The 20,713-nt window shown below is 40.8% G+C and carries 14 protein-coding genes and 1 pseudogene; 10 read left to right on the forward strand and 5 right to left on the reverse strand.

The annotated features are described in order from the left end of the window. Positions 1-431: 431 nt before the first annotated feature. Entirely contained in the window at positions 432-584 is a 153-nt protein-coding gene (locus QUA20_RS29045; RefSeq protein WP_333193587.1) for a hypothetical protein, read from the reverse strand. Between the two features lie 14 nt (positions 585-598). On the opposite strand from QUA20_RS29045, the gene QUA20_RS29050 reads away from it, so the two are divergent. After that, positions 599-961 carry a hypothetical protein gene (locus QUA20_RS29050; protein WP_333193588.1) on the forward strand — a complete coding sequence of 121 codons (363 nt, stop codon included), beginning with the start codon at positions 599-601 and terminating at the stop codon, positions 959-961. A 12-nt stretch (positions 962-973) separates the two neighbouring features. Here QUA20_RS29050 and QUA20_RS29055 read toward each other — a convergent pair whose 3' ends face one another. Then, positions 974-1,141: a hypothetical protein gene (locus tag QUA20_RS29055; protein ID WP_333193591.1), complete on the reverse strand. Its 168-nt coding sequence runs from the start codon at positions 1,139-1,141 to the stop codon at positions 974-976. Between the two features lie 152 nt (positions 1,142-1,293). Between QUA20_RS29055 and bla the strand changes: the two genes are divergently transcribed. The 6 genes from bla (at position 1,294) to QUA20_RS29085 (ending at position 4,930) form a co-directional block, all read left to right on the forward strand. Then, on the forward strand, positions 1,294-2,259 hold the full coding sequence (bla, locus tag QUA20_RS29060; protein ID WP_333193593.1) for a class A beta-lactamase: 966 nt from the start codon (positions 1,294-1,296) through the stop codon (positions 2,257-2,259). A gap of 390 nt (positions 2,260-2,649) precedes the next feature. Next, positions 2,650-2,880 carry a hypothetical protein gene (locus QUA20_RS29065; RefSeq protein WP_333193618.1) on the forward strand — a complete coding sequence of 77 codons (231 nt, stop codon included), beginning with the start codon at positions 2,650-2,652 and terminating at the stop codon, positions 2,878-2,880. 33 nt (positions 2,881-2,913) lie between these two features. Continuing rightward, positions 2,914-3,663, forward strand: a complete 750-nt coding sequence (locus QUA20_RS29070; RefSeq protein WP_333193596.1) for a glucose 1-dehydrogenase — start codon at positions 2,914-2,916, stop codon at positions 3,661-3,663. A 216-nt stretch (positions 3,664-3,879) separates the two neighbouring features. Next, positions 3,880-4,314, forward strand: coding sequence for a nuclear transport factor 2 family protein (locus QUA20_RS29075; RefSeq protein ID WP_333193600.1), 435 nt, complete (start codon positions 3,880-3,882; stop codon positions 4,312-4,314). A gap of 56 nt (positions 4,315-4,370) precedes the next feature. Beyond that, positions 4,371-4,688, forward strand: coding sequence for a hypothetical protein (locus QUA20_RS29080; RefSeq protein ID WP_333193602.1), 318 nt, complete (start codon positions 4,371-4,373; stop codon positions 4,686-4,688). Then, entirely contained in the window at positions 4,685-4,930 is a 246-nt protein-coding gene (locus QUA20_RS29085) for a hypothetical protein (RefSeq protein WP_333193604.1), read from the forward strand. The genes QUA20_RS29080 and QUA20_RS29085 overlap by 4 nt, the downstream gene beginning before the upstream one ends. Positions 4,931-5,679: 749 nt before the next feature. Here the strand turns inward: QUA20_RS29085 and QUA20_RS29090 are convergent. Beyond that, positions 5,680-6,474 (reverse strand): transposase, encoded by a 795-nt coding sequence (locus QUA20_RS29090; RefSeq protein WP_333193607.1) that lies wholly within the window; start codon positions 6,472-6,474, stop codon positions 5,680-5,682. Positions 6,475-6,742: 268 nt separating this feature from the next. On the opposite strand from QUA20_RS29090, the gene QUA20_RS29095 reads away from it, so the two are divergent. Genes QUA20_RS29095 through QUA20_RS29105 form a run of 3 tightly spaced genes read left to right on the forward strand, consistent with a single transcriptional unit; the run spans position 6,743 to position 7,749 of the window. Then, positions 6,743-7,033 carry a helix-turn-helix domain-containing protein gene (locus tag QUA20_RS29095; protein WP_333193608.1) on the forward strand — a complete coding sequence of 97 codons (291 nt, stop codon included), beginning with the start codon at positions 6,743-6,745 and terminating at the stop codon, positions 7,031-7,033. Positions 7,034-7,039: 6 nt separating this feature from the next. Next, a complete protein-coding gene (locus tag QUA20_RS29100; RefSeq protein ID WP_333193609.1) occupies positions 7,040-7,255 on the forward strand; it encodes a hypothetical protein in 216 nt (71 codons plus the stop codon). Positions 7,256-7,290: 35 nt separating this feature from the next. Beyond that, entirely contained in the window at positions 7,291-7,749 is a 459-nt protein-coding gene (locus QUA20_RS29105) for an IS630 family transposase (RefSeq protein WP_333193620.1), read from the forward strand. A gap of 306 nt (positions 7,750-8,055) precedes the next feature. Here QUA20_RS29105 and QUA20_RS29110 read toward each other — a convergent pair. Together QUA20_RS29110 and QUA20_RS29115 are read right to left on the reverse strand one after the other, a co-directional pair. Then, positions 8,056-14,709, reverse strand: a pseudogene (locus QUA20_RS29110) (amino acid adenylation domain-containing protein); the annotation flags it as partial. Positions 14,710-15,001: 292 nt separating this feature from the next. Further along, positions 15,002-20,446: an AAA family ATPase gene (locus tag QUA20_RS29115; protein ID WP_333193615.1), complete on the reverse strand. Its 5,445-nt coding sequence runs from the start codon at positions 20,444-20,446 to the stop codon at positions 15,002-15,004. Positions 20,447-20,713 lie beyond the last annotated feature (267 nt).

Consider the following 20,713-nt stretch of genomic DNA (forward strand, 5'->3'; position numbering starts at 1 on the left):
AAATTTAGGTGATAAAATTGGGCCGTTTTTATCGATAGACCGTTGAAACCCTTATGGACGCGTTGGTTTCTGACGGAAGGTTCCTGCAGGAACCTTCCGTCAGAAACCAAGCGGGGAAAGGGATTGGAATTATGGGAGAGGTCTAGTTAACACTACAACCTGTTCTAACGATTCCAGTATCCGCAACTAAAACAGATCCAGCCCCGTTCCCTCAGCGCAGCAATCCGCTCCACCTCATCGTATCGGAAACGTTCGCCGAAGACAAAAAGCCCCAAGTTGAGGTAGCCGTAGTACACCTGGAATAGCTTTTGCTCAAACACAACATCACCTAGAATTAGCGTTTTGTAGGGCAATCTCCCTTGAAAAGCCCCTATATCTGTGATTACGCAAGTCCAAACTCACAGCCCGATCGCCCTACGCATCCCCCTCCTTCAACCCATCCTCCAACAGCATCCGCATTCTGGTTCACTTTCTTGCGCCCCGTCTTTGCTGCCAGCACCGACAGTTTGCGGTGCTCTCCCGACGGACATATCCACAGTAAAACTGACCGTGGCTTCTTTGTCCGGTGCTTGCAGTTTGCTCATTAAACTAGGCTCCTTTGATTGAGTGGAAACTGGTTCTGGTACCGATGCTTCCGGCTGTGGTGGTTTTGCAGTGGGCAATAAAGCGAACGGTGGTGGAGTTGTCACAGAGAGATATTGATGCTAGCAATGCAGATTATGGTGTTAATCATCGTCTGGGCATTGGTGGTTGTGATGGCCCAGATGGTTGGGAGGGTCGGGATGGCCCAGAAGGTCGGGAAGGTTGGGAAGGTTGGGAGGGTCGGGATGGCCCAGAAGGTCGGGATGGCTGCGAGAAAGAGCGGATGCTACTTGACCACCGAACGCGAACTCTTGCACCGGGCGTCATATGTACAATATCTACGTCTGGGGATTTACTTTTTTTTGGCTCACAACGGTAATGCTCCTAAAATTTATTTGAACAATTGTTGGTACTCCTTCGCAATATCTTTAGCAGATGGCAAGATTTCCCCCAACAGTATCCAAATGTGTTTGCCTGAATCGATCGCCTCCAACATTTTCCTGGTTTTGTCAGCTATGTATTGGTATATCAGAGCCTGTTGCAGCGTAAGGAGTGTCAAGCCAATACTTCTCGGTTAACCCTAAAACCATCAAAAAAGCTCGCTGTAAGTTTCCCTCTAAAAAGCCAACGCACAGAGGTACAGGAATTAAAATCTGATCCTTAACTTATTCTATCCTTAATACGGCTTAACCCTAACCGAGAACTATTGACATGATTCCAGCGATTAAAAAAGCTTTGCTTTACACATTTTGCTTGTGTTTACTGACTCTTGGTTGCACAAGCGTTAACTCCAGTAATAGAGAAGACACCCCCAACAACGAGACAAGTGCACCGAGCGGTATCACAATATCCAACGCCGATCGCACCAACGAATTACGCGATCAAATCGAACTAATTTCTCAGGTGGCTCGAGGGCGTGTTGGAGTTACAGCCACAGTGCTAGAAACCGGAGAGTCAGTCACTCTAAATGGAAATCAGCAATTTCCGATGCAAAGCGTTTACAAGTTTCCTATTGCAATGGCTGTTCTGGCTCAAGTAGACCGAGGAAAACTGAAGCTAGACCAGAAAATTCGTGTAGAAGCCAGCGATATCCTCCAGGGTAGTCGGATTCTCGACGATTCATCGCAGGGAATGGAATTCAGTCTGGCTGAACTATTAAAGTACATGGTTTCTGAAAGTGATGGTACGTCTTGTGATGTTCTCTTAAAACTCCTTGGTGAACCAAGGGTTGTCACTGAGTATTTGCGCGGTCTTGGCGTAAACGATATCGTTGTTGCTCACACGGAGAAGGAGCTGGCGCAAGGGACAGCAGTGAAGTACCGCAACTATGCGACACCTGATGCCGCCGTCGTTTTGTTGCGCGCCTTTCACGAGGGAAAAGGGCTTTCAAAATCTAGTCAAGCTTTATTGCTGCAATTGATGACAGAGACAACTACAGGTCCAAAGCGCATTAAAGGACTGTTGCCTAATGGGACGGTTGTGGCTCACAAAACGGGTACTTCGTCTACTGTAAATGGAGTGACGGCTGCAACCAACGATGTTGGAATCGTGACGCTCCCGAACGGACGGCATATCGCGATTGCAGTTTTTGTTTCAGACTCTGGGGCAAACGATGCGGTACGCGAGGAGGTCATTGCAAAAGTGGCTTTGGCAGCATGGGACGAATGGAGCAAATAATTGCTGAAGGCGAAGGTGTTAAGGGTCGATTGCTCTGGCAGTGCAACTAAACATCAGATTCGAGATGCCGATCGTCCAATGGAACTTCAATGTTCGCATTTGCGCGTTGCCGTTGATGGCGGAGGGTGTGGCAACCGATGGGCGCGCATTCATTGTCAACGAGTGCCGGGAGACGAACGTACCGAATATCTGGGCGTTAGGCGATATCAATGGGGGGCCGTAATACACCCATGCGGTACTCGACGATTATCGGATTGTCAAAGCGAACTTGATTGATGGTTCCATCCTGTCTTTTCATCAATCCAGAACTGCCTCATGTTGGTCTGACCGAAACCGGAGCACAGCAATAAGGGTATTATTATGCCATCCGAGTAGCTGGGTGCTGCAGACATTACGCGAGCCCAAACAGAGGGTCAAACCGATGGAATGATGAACGCGATCGTGGATACTGAAACAGGTCGGATTCTCGGATGTTCACTCTTGTGTCATGAAGCGGGTGAAGTGATTTTGACGGTGCAGATGGTGATGCAAGCTCAGATGCCGCACATCGTTCTGCGCGATGGAGTTTTGGCTCATCCCACGATGACCGAAGGATTAAATATGCTGTTTTCAAAGTTGTAAGCAGCAAGTGCAATACCACAGGACTTATTCAAAATGAAAAAACTAGAAGGAAAAGTCGCTCTTGTCACTGGCGGCACTAGCGGCATCGGTCTTGCCACTGCCAAGCGCTTTGTCACCGAAGGAGCGTATGTCTTTATCACAGGTCGCCGTCAAACTGAACTCGATGCCGCCGTGAAAGAGATTGGTGAAAAAGTCACTGGTGTTCAGAGCGATGTCTCTAATCTGGCAGACCTCGATCGCCTGTTCGCCGCGATTAAACAAGAGCAAGGTCGCCTCGATGTGGTCTTCGCCAATGCTGGCGGTGGAGAAATCGCCCCACTCGGAGCAATCACCGAAGAACACTTTGACAAAACGTTCAACACTAACGTTAAAGGTGTGCTATTCACCGTGCAGAAGGCACTGCCTCTGTTACAAGAGGGCGCTTCCATCATTCTGAATGCCTCGACTGCTTCTACCGTGGGTACTCCAGCTTTCAGTGTTTACAGCGCTACCAAAGCAGCAGTGCGCTCGTTTGCCCGCAATTGGACGCTCGACCTCAAAGAGCGCCATATTCGAGTTAACGCCATTAGCCCTGGCGTAGTTCCTACTCCTGGTTACAATCACTTGGGACTCAATGATAAGCAGGTGCAGGAATTCGTAGATAGCCAAGCCACCACCATCCCACTGGGAAGAGTAGGGACGCCCGATGAAATTGCCAAAGCCGTTGTTTTTCTCGCTTGTGACGACAGCAGCTTTGTCAACGGCATCGAGCTGTTTGTTGATGGCGGTATGGCACAGATTTGAAGCGCCGTAAAAGTGGTCAGTAATCTTCCAAGCCGGCTGTTTGTCGTTCACTTTGGACTCAACTCACAGCACTCAATGAGGGAGAAATAAACCAGAGTAAATCGCCTCTTGTATAGTTGGAACAAGCTCATAGAAACGCTTGAAAGGCTATTATTTTACGCTACCACACTATGAACAACCCCGAAAATCCTCGACTACCGCTGCCACCTTTTGATAATGAATCCGCCATCCAAAAAGTCCGAATCGCATTTATATGTTTGGAATACTCGTAACTCTGAACGAGTATCACTCGCTTACACGCCGGATAGCGTTTGGCGCAACCGCTGTGAATTCCTATCTGGTCGTGATGCGATCGTACAGTTCTTGACAGGTAAATGGGTTAAGGAATTGGACTACCATCTTATCAAGGAGCTTTGGACTTTTGGGGATAACCGAATTGCTGTCCGGTTTGCTTACGAATGGCATGATGATGCCGGGAACTGGTTCCGTTCTTACGGTAATGAAAATTGGGAGTTCGACGAACACGGATTCATGCGGTGGCGTATTGCCAGCATTAACGACCTGCCAATTCAGCAGAGCGATCGCAAATACCACTGGATATTGGGTCATCGTCCCGAGGATCATCCCGGATTGTCTGACCTCAATCTTTGAGGAACCGGAGCAAGGTCAATAATTCTAACGGTACTGAATAGAGACGGGCTACTTCTTTGAAAGTGCAAACGTACTGGAGATTTGCGAAGAGGATGCGATCGCTCTGGCTGCAAATGGTCGAGGCTCTGTATTCGCTCAAATCCAATTACCGCATCCTACTTACAGTCATCCCACCCGCTCCGAGTAAAGTCGCGGCCCCATCTAGCGCAACGATAGAAAAAGCAGGATTAAACATTTTCAAGTCTGATATAAGGATGCTGGCGGTATTTCAAAAAGCTGCCCTCGTTGGGGTTCCTGTAAACGCTATCAAAGACCCTTACGCTAAAGCTGCTTGGGGGTGCTACGCCGCTGTTGGAAAGGAGATACTGCCATGAGTCGCTTTGATGATTTACTGAATGCCAAGAAACTCAAAGCAGGTGAACCTGACCTTTCACCCAGTGTGGCGCTATCCAAAAGCAAAGACCTCAACTTTGTTCGCACTACACTTTACCTGTCCAAACAACTGCACCGCCAACTTAAATCCGCAGCAGCGCGCTCTGCTCTGGAAATGAGTGAGCTGCTGGAAAAGTCTGTAGTTCAATACCTCCAACAGTTCAAGCCTGACGACAGCCTCTAAACATTTAGATGTTTGAATGTTTAAAATTTAGATCGCGGTCAGCTCAGAAAAAGTTCGTTGTTCAATACCTCCAAAAGTTCAATCCCGACGACAACCTCATAAGCATTTAGATGTTGTTTGAATGTTTAAGCATTTGAACATCTAAATAACTGTAGTTTAGAGTAAAAAATGATTGCAGCCAAAAGTAGCCGCCTTTGAATCTCCGGCAAGGTGTTACTCAAAAACTCAAGAGGGAGAAGATTAAATAACTAATCTTGAAGACTTTTTACGTCGAGAAACCCGTTTTTTCACAGTGGGATATCGCGGTGCTACCGTCCGTACCCTTCCTTTTTCCCAGCCGGGGGATTTTCCCCTCTGTTTAGGCATTTTTGCAGGAGTACCAATGTCAACTAAAAGCGACAACATTGATTGAGCAACACGTCCAGGGGTTAAATTAATCGTAGCAGATTGCCAAGGTAATACATTCTCAACCACTAAATCCCTAGCTAGCCAGAGTTGCCAACTCCGGGGCGGCATTAAATCACTCCAACGCTCGGATTGTTCGGGAGTTCTCAGGTTAGGCAATGTCCAGTGTAGTCGTTGCGAATGCAAACCTATACCAATGATCCACTCCAAAACGTCGTAAATATTTGAACCCGACTGTTTCTAGAGGGAGAGTTCGTTCTCCCACCCAAGCCAACCATAAGGGTGGAAATGGCTGACCATTTGATATGGGCTTCATTCTTAAGGGCGAGGATTAAATTGACTCTCTATCCAGGCGCACGATAAAAATGTAAGTCTAGCCATTGACTGACTCGGACTTGTCCCAAATCTGGATGTTCGTCAATTTCGATCGCAGTATCCGCGATCAGCCATGTGGTTGGGTCGTTAAGCCTCATTTTTGACCCATGTTTCCGTGGTCTGCCACGACCACTATAGGTTGGTGGTGCTGACCACAAGCAGGCATTCTTTCGGACTCTCATTAAACAATCAGCAAGAATATCTGCTTGCGCCAGTACCCAATTTGTATTGCCATATTCAGCATCTAAAACTGCTAAGACTGGATTGATGCTCTGTTCACAAACAAGTTTGAGTTGGGAAGCTGCTTTTTCTATTGGTGAAGACCAACTACTAATTCGTTCATGTAGTAGGGGTAATGCCCAACTTCCTTCTGCTTCGGGTATCCACGCAATTGTACTGTACCCCTGTCCAATAATTACGCCTTCGTGATATTCATGGGTTCTTTCTTGTAATGTTTTGGCATCTGCTCTCCCCCATGCAGTATGGTCGATTGCCACTAATATGTGTTCCGTTGGGGGTGCTTCCTCCTGTAATTGCTGGAAATACAGCAGCATCAGTTTTTTCCGGTCTGGTCTACAATCTTGTAATGCCTCGTAGATGCTTGACCATTGACGATTGAATAGCGGACTGAGCGAAAATTCCGCCAAACAGGCTGCATTCCTGGTGGTCATCACTGCATCCATCAGCTCTTTTGTTGCATCCTTGCCTCGTACCAATAACTCGTATGCTTCTTGACGAAAGTCCTTTAATCGTTCACTGTTCATTTAAGGAGTGGATAGGTTTTTATTTTTCACCCTCATTCTCTCCTTAACGGTGGCTCTAGTTCTTCTTTGGCCACCGTTCTCATCTTTAGTTAGTCTAAACTACAGATTTTTAATGAATTAGACTTTTATGATAAACGTTAAACCTAAAAAGCTGAGTTCGTCTCGTCTATAGAGCAAAAGAGTAGGGACTTATACCACTTTCCTAAAATAGTGCTATAGTTAGTAAGGACAAATTTTGTAAGCTAGTAGTTAAAAATTTGGAATAAAAATGTCAGGAGTAGTTCGGATTGAGATTGTGGAAACACCAGAAGAACTAAAAGACTTGATGCATCAGGAGAAAGATGCTGTGCGTCAGGAAAAACTGCTAGTTCTGTATTGGCTCAAAACCAAAAGGGTAGACAGTGTATTGTCGGCTGCTGTGCGATTAGGTAAACATCGTACCACAATACAAAGATGGCTCTCTAGCTATCGCTCGGGGGGAATAGAAGAATTATTATCCCAGAAACCCCGTTCGGGAAGACCGAGAATAATGAATCCAGAAACCGTAGAAAAATTCTAACAGGAATTGCAACAACCAGAAGGATTCAGTAGCTATAAAGAAGTACATCAATGGTTGACAAGCTGTTGTGAAGTAAAAGTGGCATATCGAACAGTACATCAGTGGGCAAGATATCGGCTCAAAAGCAAATTAAAAGTGCCGCGTCCGGTAAGTGAAAAACAGAAAGCAGGGGCAGTAGAAGAATTTAAAAAAAACTCCCACTTATCATCAAAGCCAGTCTGAGACAAAGCGAGAGTTTTTTAAAACAGTGGAAAAAACTGCGATATTGGAGCCAAGATGAAAGCCGGATAGGGTTGCATACAATACAAAGAAGAAAGCTAACAGGTCGTGGCATAAAACCGCAAGGAAAGGTGCAATGGGACTTTACTTATATGTGGCTATATGGGGCAGTAGAGCCGCTAACAGGAGCAAGTTTTTTTTATGAGTTTACCCATTTAGATACAGTATGCTTTGAGAAATTCTGGGAGCTGTTTGCAAGTAAGTATCCAGCAGATTTGCACATAATTCAAGTAGACAACGGCCGATTTCATAGTTCTTTAAATCTTAGCATACCAGAGAATGTGATTTTACTATTTCAGCCAGCTTATAGTCCAGAAGTCAACCCAATAGAAAGACTGTGGGGGTATCTAAAAGAACAATTGAAATGGTTGAGATTTGAACAAATAGAAGAGTTGAGTGAGAGAGTCGGTGCGAAAAGAGTTAAAAAAGTTGACTAAAGAAATCATTGCTTCTTTGACGGGATGGGAATTCATTTTAGATGCCTTATCTGTAGCAGAACTTTAGGAAATTGGTATTAGGCTTTGCCTTTCGTCCCTAGTTGTGGTATTTTTCTGTGATTTGTGACCACCCAATACACTTAAATTTCCCATCGAACTCACGTTGAGTCATCTGATCTGGCATTTTTGAAAAATCAAAACTCGGAATTTTTTCCCACGCTAAGTTTTCTAGTTTTAGTTTCTACTGTTCGTCAAAATAAGTAGACAATATCTATAATTCTTGGAAGAGCATATATATTGGAGGCGTTATCTGTAGTCCGCATTTAGGGAATTGGTATAAGGCGCGGTTAGTCTAAACTTCAGTAAGTACGAAAAGTAAATATTTAACAATCTTTCATCTATAGGTGGACAGCTAATGTTGCTACCAGCTAAACCATCGATCGCCTTCTGAGAATCAAAGCAAATACTTATACTTCTGACTGTCTGTAAAGATACGGCTTCATCAGCGAAAAGGCTGATCAGTGGATGCAAAGCATTTTCTGTTGAATTTTCAACCGATTTTAATAACTCAAAGTTCCACTGTTTATAAGGAATGCGTTCGAGTGAGTAGCGAAGAGAGCGAATGAAATCGCAAAGCTGATTCCAAGGAATGGGGTGAGGGTTAACTAAATGGAAAGCTTTCCCGACCAATTCTTTTTGTTTGGATAAATGAACGATCGCTTGGCTAACATAATCCACAGGAGTCATGTCCACCATGATGTCTAAATCAGGTGTTTTTCCCATTTGAATGCAGCCTTTAAGCATTCTGCGGAGCAGATCGGCAGTATTGCAAATACCCGTTTGGCTGTCTCCTGAGATAAATCCCGGTCTATAAATATAAACGGGTAGCCCTCTAGAATAGGCAGTCATAACTAATTTTTCAGCTACCCATTTACTTTGATCGTAACCTTCACAAAGACTTTCACTATCAGGTAGTTCGTCTTGTTCTCTAACTACTGTATTTTGCTCGTAAGTATCCGAAGAAAATACGCCAATGGTAGAAACGAAATGCACTGGTTTTACTTTGATAATGCAGGCTAATCTCAAAACTTCCTGCGTACTGAGAACGTTTACCGCTTTTAATGCAGAGTATGGATAAACCAGATTTGTTGATGCACCATTGTGATAAATTACATCTAATTTGCTTGCCAGTGCGCGAAATTCATGTGATGTAAGTCCTAAAAATGGTTGAGATAAATCTCCTAAAACTGGGATGATGCGGTTGCTGATAGGTTGGTTATAAAGTAAATAGCGTTCTAGACTTTTTTGGATTTTTTCGATGCCTTGTTCGAGGTTGGATGCTCTTACCAGGCAATAAATATTTGCCTGCGTTTTCTTTAGTAACTCATTAAGTAAGTGAGTACCGAGAAATCCAGTTGCTCCTGTTAATAAGATATGGGATGGTTCTTTATCCCATTCAAAATTAATATTTTCAGGAGAGATGGTAGGATCTAAGATTGCTTCCGCATTTAGATCGATACTTTCTTTTTTCGCTGATGTAGTAGTGGAATCTGTCTGACTAGCAAGAGCGATCGCATCCGCAGTTCCTGCAATGGTCGGCACTTCTAAGAATTGTCGCAGCGATACTTCTACCTGAAAAGCATCTCTCACTTTAAAGATTAGTTGAGTAACTTTTAAAGAATGCCCGCCCAAATCGAAAAAGCGATCGTAAATGCCAACTCGATCGATACCGAGAATCTTTTTCCAGATTTCAGCTAACTTTTCTTCCACAGGAGTACGAGGCGCAATGAATGCTGTTTCTAGTTCTTCTCGATTTCCTTCTGGCGCTGGTAAGATTCGACGATTTACTTTTCCAGAAGGAGTTAAAGGCAGTGCTTCTAAAAATACAAAAGCATTAGGAATCATGTATTCAGGCAACTTTTCTTGCAAAAAGTGCCGCAGTTCATTGGCTGAAAATGCTAACTCTTTGGACGCAACTACATAAGCAACTAAACGCTTGTCGCCTGGTATATCTTCCCTAACAATAACAACAGCTTCTGCTACGTTTGGGTGTTGTGCCAAAGCAGTTTCGAGCTCTCCTAACTCAATCCGAAATCCGCGAATTTTGACTTGGTCGTCAATTCGACCCATATACTCGATGTTACCATCTGGTAAATAGCGGGCTAGATCGCCAGTTTTGTACAGTTTTGAGTTATTAGTTTTGAGTTTTGAGTTTTCTTTTAATTCAGAACTCAAAACTAATAACTCATCACTATTTAAGAATGGATTTTCAATAAACCGTTGGGAGGTTAAATCTGGTCGGTTGATATAACCATTGGCTAAACTAACACCGCCGATGTAAAGTTCTCCGGGAATACCAATTGGTACTGGTTGTAATTGTGAATCGAGGATGTGGATTTTGGCGTTGGCAATAGGACGACCAATCGAGGGCAATTTAGGCCAATTTTCAGGTGAAGCCGTGAGAGTAAATGCCGTTACAACATGACTTTCAGAAGGGCCATATTGATTGTGCAAAGTGCAATCTTTTAGCTGAGTAAACCAATTGACGATCGCTTTACTAATTTGCAACTGTTCGCCAGCAGTAATAATTTCTCGCAAACTATTAGGTACGGTTCCTTGCTCTTCAGCAACCTCAGCTAGATGCTGAAGGGCAATAAAAGGAAGAAATAAACGTTCGATCGCTTCATCTTGGAGAAGTTGCAATAAAGCTACTGCATCTTTCCGAATTATGTCTGAAATTAACACCAAAGTGCCGCCAGAACACCAACTGGAAAAACACTCCTGAAAAGAAACATCGAAACTGATGGGGGCAAATTGGAGAGTTTTAGTAGCAGGAAAAGCGAAATTTTGTAATTGCCAATCGATCAGATTCACCAGGGGACGGTGACTCATTGCCACCCCTTTAGGTTTGCCTGTAGAACCTGATGTATAGATAACGTAAGCTAAATGGTCGGGTAATACGGCTGTGGTGGGGTTATCTTGCGGGCGTTGGGCGATCGATTTCCAGCCCCGATCTAAACAAATCGCTGGTATCCCATACTCTAACAGTGGCGGCAATAAACTTGCCTGAGTTAGCACTACTGGAACTCCGGCATTTTCCAGCATATAAGCTATTCGTTCTTGCGGATAAGCCGGGTCGAGAGGTAAGTAAGCTGCACCTGCTTTTAGGATGCCCAAAAGTCCGATCGCCATTTCCAGCGATCGTTCTACGCAGATACCAACTACCGTATCTGGTACAACTCCTAGCGATCGTAAATGATGCGCTAATTGATTCGCCCTTTGATTCAACTCCCGATAAGTAAGTTGCTGCCCTTCAAACATAACTGCTACAGCATCGGAATTTCGTTCTACTCGCTCTTCAAATAACTGGTGAATGCACTTATTTTGAGAATAATTTGTCTCATTAGCATTCCAATTTATTAACTGTTGACGCTCAGCAATTGTTAACAAATTCAATTTCGAGATAGAACGATCGGGATCGGCAACAATACTTTCTAGCAAACTGATAAAATGTCCAACCATCCGGGAAATAGTAATGCCATCGAATAAGTCCGTATCGTATTCAAAACGACCGAGAATTCCTTCCGGTGTTTCTTCTAATTGAAGAAACAAATCACATTTTGACGTACCGATATGAATGTCCATCTGGTTGACTTGCCAATCCTTAGAATCCAAGGTAGCAATTGGTGGTTCCAAAATAAACAACACTTGAAATAATGGATTCTGACCCAGCTTTCTTTCTGGTTGAAGTTCTTCCACTAGCTTCTCGAAGGGCAACTCTTGGTTAACATAAGCTCCTAAAGCTACTTCTCTTTCTCTGGAAAGTAACTGTCTGAAACTGGGAAAACCAGAAAGGTCAGTACGCAGGATCAGCGTATTGAGGAAGTACCCAATTAATCCTTCAATTTCCGGTCGGTTTCGCCCACCAGTAACAGTGGCGACGGGAATATCTTCTTGTCCCGAATAGCGGTAGAGCAAAATTTTGAATGCCGCCATTAATGTCATAAATAAAGTGACATTTTCCTGAAGAGAAAAAGCTTTCAAAGCCTCAGTTAAACTCTTGGAAAGTGCCAGAGTTTGCATTGCACCTCGAAACCTTTGAACTGGCGGTCTTGGACGATCGGTGGGCAAATGTAGCGGGGGCAAATCTGCTAATTGCTGTTTCCAGTAAGCTAGCTGTGGCTTCAGTAATTCTACTTGTAGTTGTTGCCGCTGCCAGTAGGCAAAGTCGGCATACTGAACGGTTAATTCTGGCAGAGATGAGGGTTGGCAATCGCAAATAGCTTCGTAGAGTGTCACCAGTTCGGGAAATAGCACGCTGTATAGAGAAACAGCATCTAAAATAATGTGATGTACGGTTATATATAGTCTGTAATCCGTCTCGCTGAGTTGAATTAGCGTAGCTCGTAGCAACAAATCAGAGGTAAGATTAAAAGGTTGCCGTGCCTTTTCTTTTACCAACCGCAAAGCTTCCGTTTCGCGATCGCTTTCTGACGCTATTTCTTGAAAATTAATTAATGGCAGAGGTAAATAGCAACTTGGCTGAACGATCCGAATTGGTTCCCCATCGAAAACAGAAAAGTTGGTTCGCAGAATTTCGTGGCGGTCGATAATTTGGTTGAAACTTTGTTCTAAAGCTAATCGATCGATCGAACTCGGTAAGTAAATTGTAAAGTGTTCGTTATAAAAAGGATTACCCGGTTCCACTTGTGCCAACAACCACATCTGTTGCTCGCCAAAAGAGAGAGGCAAATTCTGGTCGCGGTCAATCACTTTGATTGGAGAAAGTGGCAACCTTGAGTTTGTTTGAAGTTCTGTTTCTATTTGCTGGGCTAATTCGGCTATTGTGGGTGCTTCAAACAAAGAACGCAGAGACAATTCTATTTCAAGCGTATTTCGGATGCGAGAGATAACTTGAGCAGCTAGTAACGAGTGTCCTCCGCATTCCCAAAAGTTGTCATGAATTCCAACTCGATCTAAACCTAAAATTTCCGCCCAAATTATTGCTAGCACTTCTTCAACCGGAGTACGAGGAGGAACAAAAGGCATTAACTCAAGCTCGGGTTCCTGTTCCAAAACATCTGAGTTATAGACAATATCGGTTACAGTTTCAATATTGCTATTTGACAGTTCATTTGTGATTTGTCTAGGTAAAGGTAGCGCTTGACGATCCAGTTTGCCGTTGGGAGTTAGCGGCAATTCTTTCAGGACAACAAAGTTAGAAGGCACCATATATTCTGGCAACTTCTGTTTTAAGAAGTTACGGAGGGTACGGGTAACGCTGCGTTGCAAAACTTTCAAAAGTTTCTGTTTTTCTAGGAGATAATCTAAGCTTTGTTGGATGATAATTTGCTGTGTTGGCGTTAGCTCGAACTGAATTCCAGTTTGCTGTTCTTCTTGCCATACTACTTTACCTTCTACCCACAAAAATTGAGAATTTTCTGGTAGCTGTAGGTGCAAGCGGACGCGACTACCTCGCTCTAAAATTTCTGTCATTCCTACTAAGCTAATACCACCTCTTGAAATGTCTTCGGTGGTTACTTCTATAGTACGATTACCATCAAATCCAACCAAGCAAGGACTTTGATAAGGTATCCGTTCCGGGATGAGATTAGAGACGATGTAGGCGACTAAACGCTTGTCACCCGGTACGTCTTCCCGTGCGATCGCAACGGCTTCCCGCACGTCAGGATGTTGTCGCAGTGATGCTTCAATTTCTGCTAATTCTATTCGGAATCCGCGAATTTTTACTTGATGATCGATCCGCCCTACAAATTCAATATTACCGTCTGGTAAGTAACGAGCCAAATCACCAGTTTTGTATAGGCGCGAACCTAGTTCATTGCTAAATGGGTTGACAATGAATTTTTCAGCAGTCAAATTAGGACGGTTTAAGTACCCTCTGGCTAAACCAATACCACCGATATAAATTTCGGCTGTTTCTCCTGGTGAAACTGGCTGTATTTGCTCGTTTAGCAAATACACTTCTGTGTTTTGAACTGGTTTACCGATCGGGGTATTTCTCTTGTTAGTTGTTTCGCGATCTACAGAATACAAAGTGGCACAAATCGTAGCTTCTGTAGGCCCGTAACCGTTTATAATTTGCAAGCCAGGAATTTTTTTACTAATTGACGCTAAAAGCTGTTCGTAAATCGGTTCTACTCCTACGAGTAATCTTTTTAGACAAGATTCGTTTGGTGCTTTTTGGACGCGCTCAAAAAAAGCATTTAACATAAAAGGTGGAATATAAGCGCTACAAATTCTCTCGAAATACAGCCATTCAATAAATATCTTGGCATCAGCACGTATGTGCTCTGGAACTATATGTAATGCTCCTCCCGTTAATAAAGCCGAAAAGATTTCATAAACCGAAACATCAAAACTTAAGCTAGTCCATAAACTACAGGCATCTCCTACAGAGAGTGGCTGGCGGCGATCGAAATCGGCCAATAGATTAATCACGCCGAGATGGTTGCAACAAACTCCTTTCGGCTTTCCTGTAGAACCAGATGTGTAAAGTACGTAGGCCAGGTTTTCAGTATTTACTTCCGTATCAGGGTTTTCCTCACTCTCGCAACTAATTGTTTCCCAGTCGGTGTCGAGACAGATAACGCGGCTTTGATGTTTGGGGATAGACTCGACTAAGGATGCTTGAGTCAGCAGCAATAATACTTGGCTATCTTCTAGCATGAAGGCTAAGCGCTCTTGAGGATATGTTGGGTCGAGTGGCACATAAGCACCACCAGCTTTAAGAATTGCTAGAATACCCACTACTATTTGTAGCGATCGCTCTAAACAAATACCTACTAACACCTCTGGTTTGACACCGCAATTCTGAAGATAGCGTGCTAGCTGGTTAGCTCGATAATTCAGATCTCGGTAAGTTAATTGTTGTCCTTCAAAAACCACCGCCACCGCATCCGGTGTACACTCCACTTGAGATTCAAACAACTGATCAATAGCTCCACCTTTCAAACAATCGAACATTTGATGTTTCCTCTAAGTTATTATGGTAAGTGGCAATTTTTGAGCGATTCGATTACTTAGAAGCTTTACTCTCAAGCTCAAATAAAAGCCTTTGCGTTTAGCAAAGAAGGTTGACAGGTTCCAGCTGTGTTTTAAGCTTAATTTTCTGTCCGCTTATTTGCTGCTTAATGGATTCTAACTTATAGTTCCCTATAAGCTGGAAAAAATAAAAAATTTAGTAGAAGTAAAAAAAATATTTATAATTTTCGGTTTAACCCAATAAAATCTATCTTATTGGACTTGACTTTTGGCTATTTTTAGGTTTTACGGGAATATCGATAATGAACTCTGCACCTTGACCTGGTGCTGAAATGCACTGCACTTGTCCGCCATGTTTTTCAACCACAATTTGATAACTAATAGACAACCCCAAACCCGTTCCAGAACCAACGGGTTTGGTTGTGAAGAATGGGTCAAATAGTTTAGTAAGCACTTCTTCTGTTACGCCAGTTCCATTGTCAGCAATGCGTATTCTTATCCAATCGCAATTTATTACTTCAGTCACGATAATAATCGTGCTAGATTTTTCCTTAATTTGTGTTTGTGGCCGATGGCGATCTTCTAACGCATCGATCGCATTAGTAAGAATGTTCATAAATACTTGATTTAATTGACCTGGGTAACACTCTACTAATGGCAGTTTTGCATACTTTTTAATTACCTGAATTGCTGAACGATCAGCCTTTTTATTCAAACGGTTTTGCAAAATTAGCAGCGTACTTTCAATACCCTCATGTATATCTACTGATTTCATATCTGCTTCATCTAAACGGGAAAAATTTCTGAGTGACAAAACGATTTCGCCAATACGGGTTGCTCCCAGTTGCATTGAAGAAAATATTTTAGGTAAATCTTCCAGTAAGTATTCAAAATCGATTTCTTCAATATAATCTTGAATTTCCGGCTTAGGACTATGATTGCTGTGTTGGTAGAGATCGATTAAATGTAATAATTGTTCGCTATATTCCTTAGCGTGGTTTAAATTACCATAAATAAAGTTGACTGGATTATTTATTTCGTGAGCAACACCAGCAACTAATTGTCCCAAACTAGACATTTTTTCAGTTTGGATAAGTTGTGCTTGAGCTTGTCTTAATTCATCCAAAGCTTTTTGTAATTTAATTGCTTGACCTTTTAATTTATCATTTTTTTCGCTTAGTTCAAATGTGCGTTCTTCCACCTTTTCTTCTAGCGTGCGGCTGTATTCTTCTAAATTTTTATAAAGCAAAGCATTCTCTAAAGAAATAACTATTTGTGTAGAAAGAATTTTAACGATTTCTAAACGAGCCGATGTAAATGCACCAACAGTTAAATTATTCTCCAAATAAATTATGCCAATAAGTTTATTTTGATTAATAACTGGAACACATAAAATGGATTTAACTTTAGCTTTAATGATATAGGAATCTTTGATAAATATTCCCTCTTGTGCGGCATTATTTAAAACAAGATTCTCTTTAGTTCTGGCTACGTAATTTATTAAAGAAACAGGTAAATTTTGGCTATTATCTATAGATGTCGATGACCACAAAGTTATTTTTTCTTGTTCTACAGTACCAGTCGCTTTGAGCGTTAAAATACCATCGGTTTCTAAAACAAGGCAGCTAGTTTGAGCGCCAGCATTTTCCATTAAAACTTTTAGTAATTTATCCAAAAACTTATCAAGTACAATTTCGCCAGCAAGAGCTTGCGATGCTTTGATAATAGTTGCTAAGTCTAAAACATCAGCTTTAGTTCCTAAGCTGGCAGAACTTGTCGTAACAGTTAGTTCTCGACTAGAAGTTTCGTTAGACGTTAAAGATAGTAATTGCGGGTATCGTAATTCCAAATCTTTAACTTTTGCTATTGCTCCCCAACGAACATAACAATAGTATGAATCTACTAAATATGTTTGAGCTATTTTTTCTCTTCCAAGACTGCGGTAAAATTCTGATGCTCTTTCATTTGCTATTGCTTCTTCGTGAATATAACCTTGTTTCCTTGCTCCTATAATTGCCCGATCGTAATATTCCATTCCTGGTAATATATGCCCTAAAAACTTAGCTTTTTCTGCTTCGATTAAATAATATTTATGTTCGTAATTTCTAGGAGAACATAACGACCATTTTTTTAAGTTAATTTGGTTTAATTCTACTTGTTGTAGGTAAATTTCTCGCTCGGCTTCTTCTAAAAATGAACATCGTGCAAGTAAAATCATAGAATAGTAAAAATTTTGTTCTCCTGTATGTATTACACCAGCTAGATAACCAGAATATCGCTCCGCTAGCTTTGCATAACTAACTGCTTCTGCGTAGTTTTGAAGTAAATATAAAAATATTGATTTGGAAAAATAAGTAGAAAAAAGTAAAGCACCATTGTTTGATTCAGTAAAAATAGGTAGCATTGCTTCTTCATCAAACAAATTACCGATTGCTTTACATTCGTTTTCGTTTTTATTTAATAACTTCAAAACTAACTGTCGCCAAATTATAATAGCCAAGCTAAAGTAATTTTGTTTTAAATTAATTAAAAGATTTGTATAAATAGTTTGTTTATCACATACATCATTTAGATACTCGCCTACAAAAAAAGGATAAACTGAAGTATAAGTAGCCGCGTAACTAGCATACTCTAAATCGCCACTCTCTAAACCATATTGAACGGTTTCTTGTAAAGGCTCTATGGTTTCTCTAGCATGGCTTACCCAATGTTTGATATGACCGTAGAATAATTCATATACTTTAGCTTTAACTTCTTTAGCATTGAGTTTTTTCACTAAATTTATTCCTAGTTGACCGAACTGATACCCAATTTCAATATTATCTATTGAAGTACAAAGGATCAGTCCATAAAAAGTATAGGCGAAAGCAGATAGTGATGAATTTCCATGTCTAATGCAAATATTGACCATCGTAAACACGATCGGGGGTAAAAGTGCTGGATTCATTACATAAGCAGGTGTTATCGCTTTAACTAATATTCGCATGGCTGCAAGTTTATCAGGGTCAGCCATTTCTGGTAGATTGCTTAAATTACCAATATCTAATTCTTCAGGCAATTTTTCTACTAAAGGTTCTCCTAGCATTTCCAGCACTAACAACGATGTGTCAAGTGCTGCTTGCATCTGATTGAGAGAAATATAAAATTGGATTTTTATTTCGTATGTTTTGACTTTTTCTAAAAACGAAGTAGCTTTTTTTAAAACAATATCACCAAGCGAAGTTGAACTTTCAAAATTGCCATTTAAATATTCTATTTCTACTGCTTCTATATACAGAGAAAAAGTTAATTTATAATTACTATGCCAGCTATCTTCCGCAAGTAATTTTAGCCCGAAATTTAAGTATCTCTGCGCGAGTTCATAAGCTGCTGCTGCCTTTGCTTTCCGCGCAGATAACAGATTTAATTCAGCTAGCTCTTGTTTGATTTTTTCACTGGTAATTAACTCTATAGCGATATTTAAGTGATTGACAATATCAAAAATTTTATCTTCTATTTCTGTTGTTTTAGTATTCTTTAGCAATAGTTGACCGACTTTTAAATGAATTTCTTTTTTTTGTTCTGCTGGAATCAAAAAATAAGCGGCTTGTTGAACGCGATCGTGCAAAAATTTATACTCAATATGAGGTAAACTACTTTGGTTTTCGATTTTTTCAACTAATGATGATGACGTATTTAAATCATCAATCAAAGGAATTTTATAAGCACCGCTTAAAGGAAAAATAAAATCTTCTTGAAGTGCTTGCCAAAGCTCGTTTGCTGTAGATGATAAAGATTTTTCATTGACAATTGCTAAATCGTTTAATGTAAATGTATTACCAATACAGGCTGCCACTTTTAAAGCACTTTGCGTATAATTAGGTAGTTTTTGAATTTTGTTAACCATTAATTCAACAACATTATCCGTAATTTTAACTTCTTTAATTTTTTGAATATCCCACTGCCAACTACCAGCGTTTAGATCGAATGAAAGTAGGTTTTCTTGGTAGAAAGTTTTAATTATTTGAGTTACAAAAAATGGATTTCCAGCGGTTTTATTAAAGACTATTTTTGCTAGAGAAAAGGCTGTTTCTAATTCGCAGTGAAGCGTGTCTGCAATTAATTGATTAACTTGAACAGTATTTAAAGGTTGTATATCGATCTGATTTACCTTAACTCCAGCTTTTTTAATTTCATCCAAAAGAAACATCAATGGATGAGTTTCGTTAACTTCGTTATCTCGATAGGCTCCAATTAACAAAAAGTATTGACTATCTAATGACATCATTAGTAGCTGGAGTAATTTTAATGAAGCAGAATCAACCCACTGTAAATCATCTATGAAAAGAACTAGAGGATGTTTTTGAGTGGTAAAAACACCCAAAAACTTTTGGAATACTAAATAAAATCGATTTTGTGATTCTCCAGGTTCTAATTGAGGAACAGGTGGTTGCAGCCCAATAATTAATTCCACTTCAGGAATGACGTCAATAATCACTCTGCCATTTGTACCCAAAGCTTTTAATAATTTCTTTTGCCAAATTTCGATTTTTTCTTTACTTTCAGTTAATAGCTGTCGTATCAAGTGCTGAAAAGCTTGAATCATTGCAGCATAAGGAATACCGCGTTTAAATTGATCGCATTTTCCCGAAGTAAAATAACCCTTTCGCCGCACAATTTGTCGATCTATTTCACTAATCAAGGCTGTCTTGCCGATTCCTGAGTAACCGGAAACAAGTATCATCTCACTCTTACCTTGACGGGTTCTTTCAAAAGCAGCGTTTAGGGTAGCAATTTCTCCATCGCGACCGTAAAGCTTTTGGGGTATTTGAAATTTAGCAAAAACATCATGCTGACCGAGAATGAAATTTTCTATTCTTCCATTAGTTTGTAGTTGAGTTAAGCACGCTTCCAAATCTGCCTTAATTCCATAAGCGCTTTGATATCTATCTTCCGCAGTTTTGGCTAGTAATTTCATCACGATATCAGATATTACTTTCGGGATAGTTGGATCTAGTTTATGGGGTAAAGCTGGTATTTTGGCAATATGACTGTGAACGAGTTCCATCGCATCTATAGTTGGAAATGGCAACTGTCTAGTCAGCATTTCATAAAATGTGACACCCAAAGAATAAAAGTCAGTACGATAATCAATCGCCCGATTCATCCTACCCGTTTGCTCTGGGGACATATAGGCCAAAGTTCCTTCTAATAGATCGGGATTGCTGACAAGATATTTTTCTTGCGTAAGAAGTGATGCAATTGAAAAATCTGCGATCTTTACTTTTAATGTTCGATCATTAATAATGATGTTATCTGGCTTGATATCTTTGTGTATAACATTTAGTTTATGTACTTCTTCTAAAGCTTTAATTAATCCAATTGATATTTGCAAAAATACAAATAAATCTATATATTTACCAGAATAAATAAATTTTGTCAGTGAATTTCCACCAAAATCTTCTAAAACTATAGCTATATAATTGTTAGATTTTTCTAGGCTATAAGCTTTGATAATGCCTTCTGAATCTAAGTTTTTCATCAATTCATACTGATGTTTAAATACATAAATGTCTTGACTGGAAGGATATGCCTTTTTAAGAACTTTAATAATAACAGGTTGACGATCTCGAATTCTCCGCGCTTTATAAACCAGAGTTATTAAACTATCGTGAATTTTTTCTAAGTATTCATAACCTGCAATAATAAACATGGCTTTTTCCTGGTTGTTAGCTGAAAGTTTATAATTTTTATAATCGTAATAGATTTATCTGAGTTTTGCCTCAGTAATTTTACGGTTTCGATCCTACAACTTAAATATAATTTAACGTGAGTTCGATGCAGTGCGATCGCTTGGTTGACCAGGGTAAACGCATCTTAATTTCAACCTAAAACATGATAAAATTAAGTATTTAGCTAAATCAAGTGCGTAATTCATAGGTGCGATCGATGGCGAAAGGGTTTACTTCGACTTTAACTT

It is taken from the genome of Microcoleus sp. Pol7_A1, from assembly GCF_036701085.1.
Classification (GTDB): Bacteria; Cyanobacteriota; Cyanobacteriia; order Cyanobacteriales; family Microcoleaceae; genus Microcoleus; species Microcoleus asticus.

What these genes read in the sequence shown, in the direction of transcription:
- QUA20_RS29045 (WP_333193587.1), bottom strand. Translation starts at nt 584, where the DNA reads ATGAGCAAACTGCAAGCACCGGACAAAGAAGCCACGGTCAGTTTTACT.
- bla (WP_333193593.1), top strand. Translation starts at nt 1,294, where the DNA reads ATGATTCCAGCGATTAAAAAAGCTTTGCTTTACACATTTTGCTTGTGT.
- QUA20_RS29070 (WP_333193596.1), top strand. Translation starts at nt 2,914, where the DNA reads ATGAAAAAACTAGAAGGAAAAGTCGCTCTTGTCACTGGCGGCACTAGC.
- QUA20_RS29075 (WP_333193600.1), top strand. Translation starts at nt 3,880, where the DNA reads ATGAATCCGCCATCCAAAAAGTCCGAATCGCATTTATATGTTTGGAAT.
- QUA20_RS29085 (WP_333193604.1), top strand. Translation starts at nt 4,685, where the DNA reads ATGAGTCGCTTTGATGATTTACTGAATGCCAAGAAACTCAAAGCAGGT.
- QUA20_RS29090 (WP_333193607.1), bottom strand. Translation starts at nt 6,474, where the DNA reads ATGAACAGTGAACGATTAAAGGACTTTCGTCAAGAAGCATACGAGTTA.
- QUA20_RS29095 (WP_333193608.1), top strand. Translation starts at nt 6,743, where the DNA reads ATGTCAGGAGTAGTTCGGATTGAGATTGTGGAAACACCAGAAGAACTA.
- QUA20_RS29115 (WP_333193615.1), bottom strand. Translation starts at nt 20,446, where the DNA reads ATGTTTATTATTGCAGGTTATGAATACTTAGAAAAAATTCACGATAGT.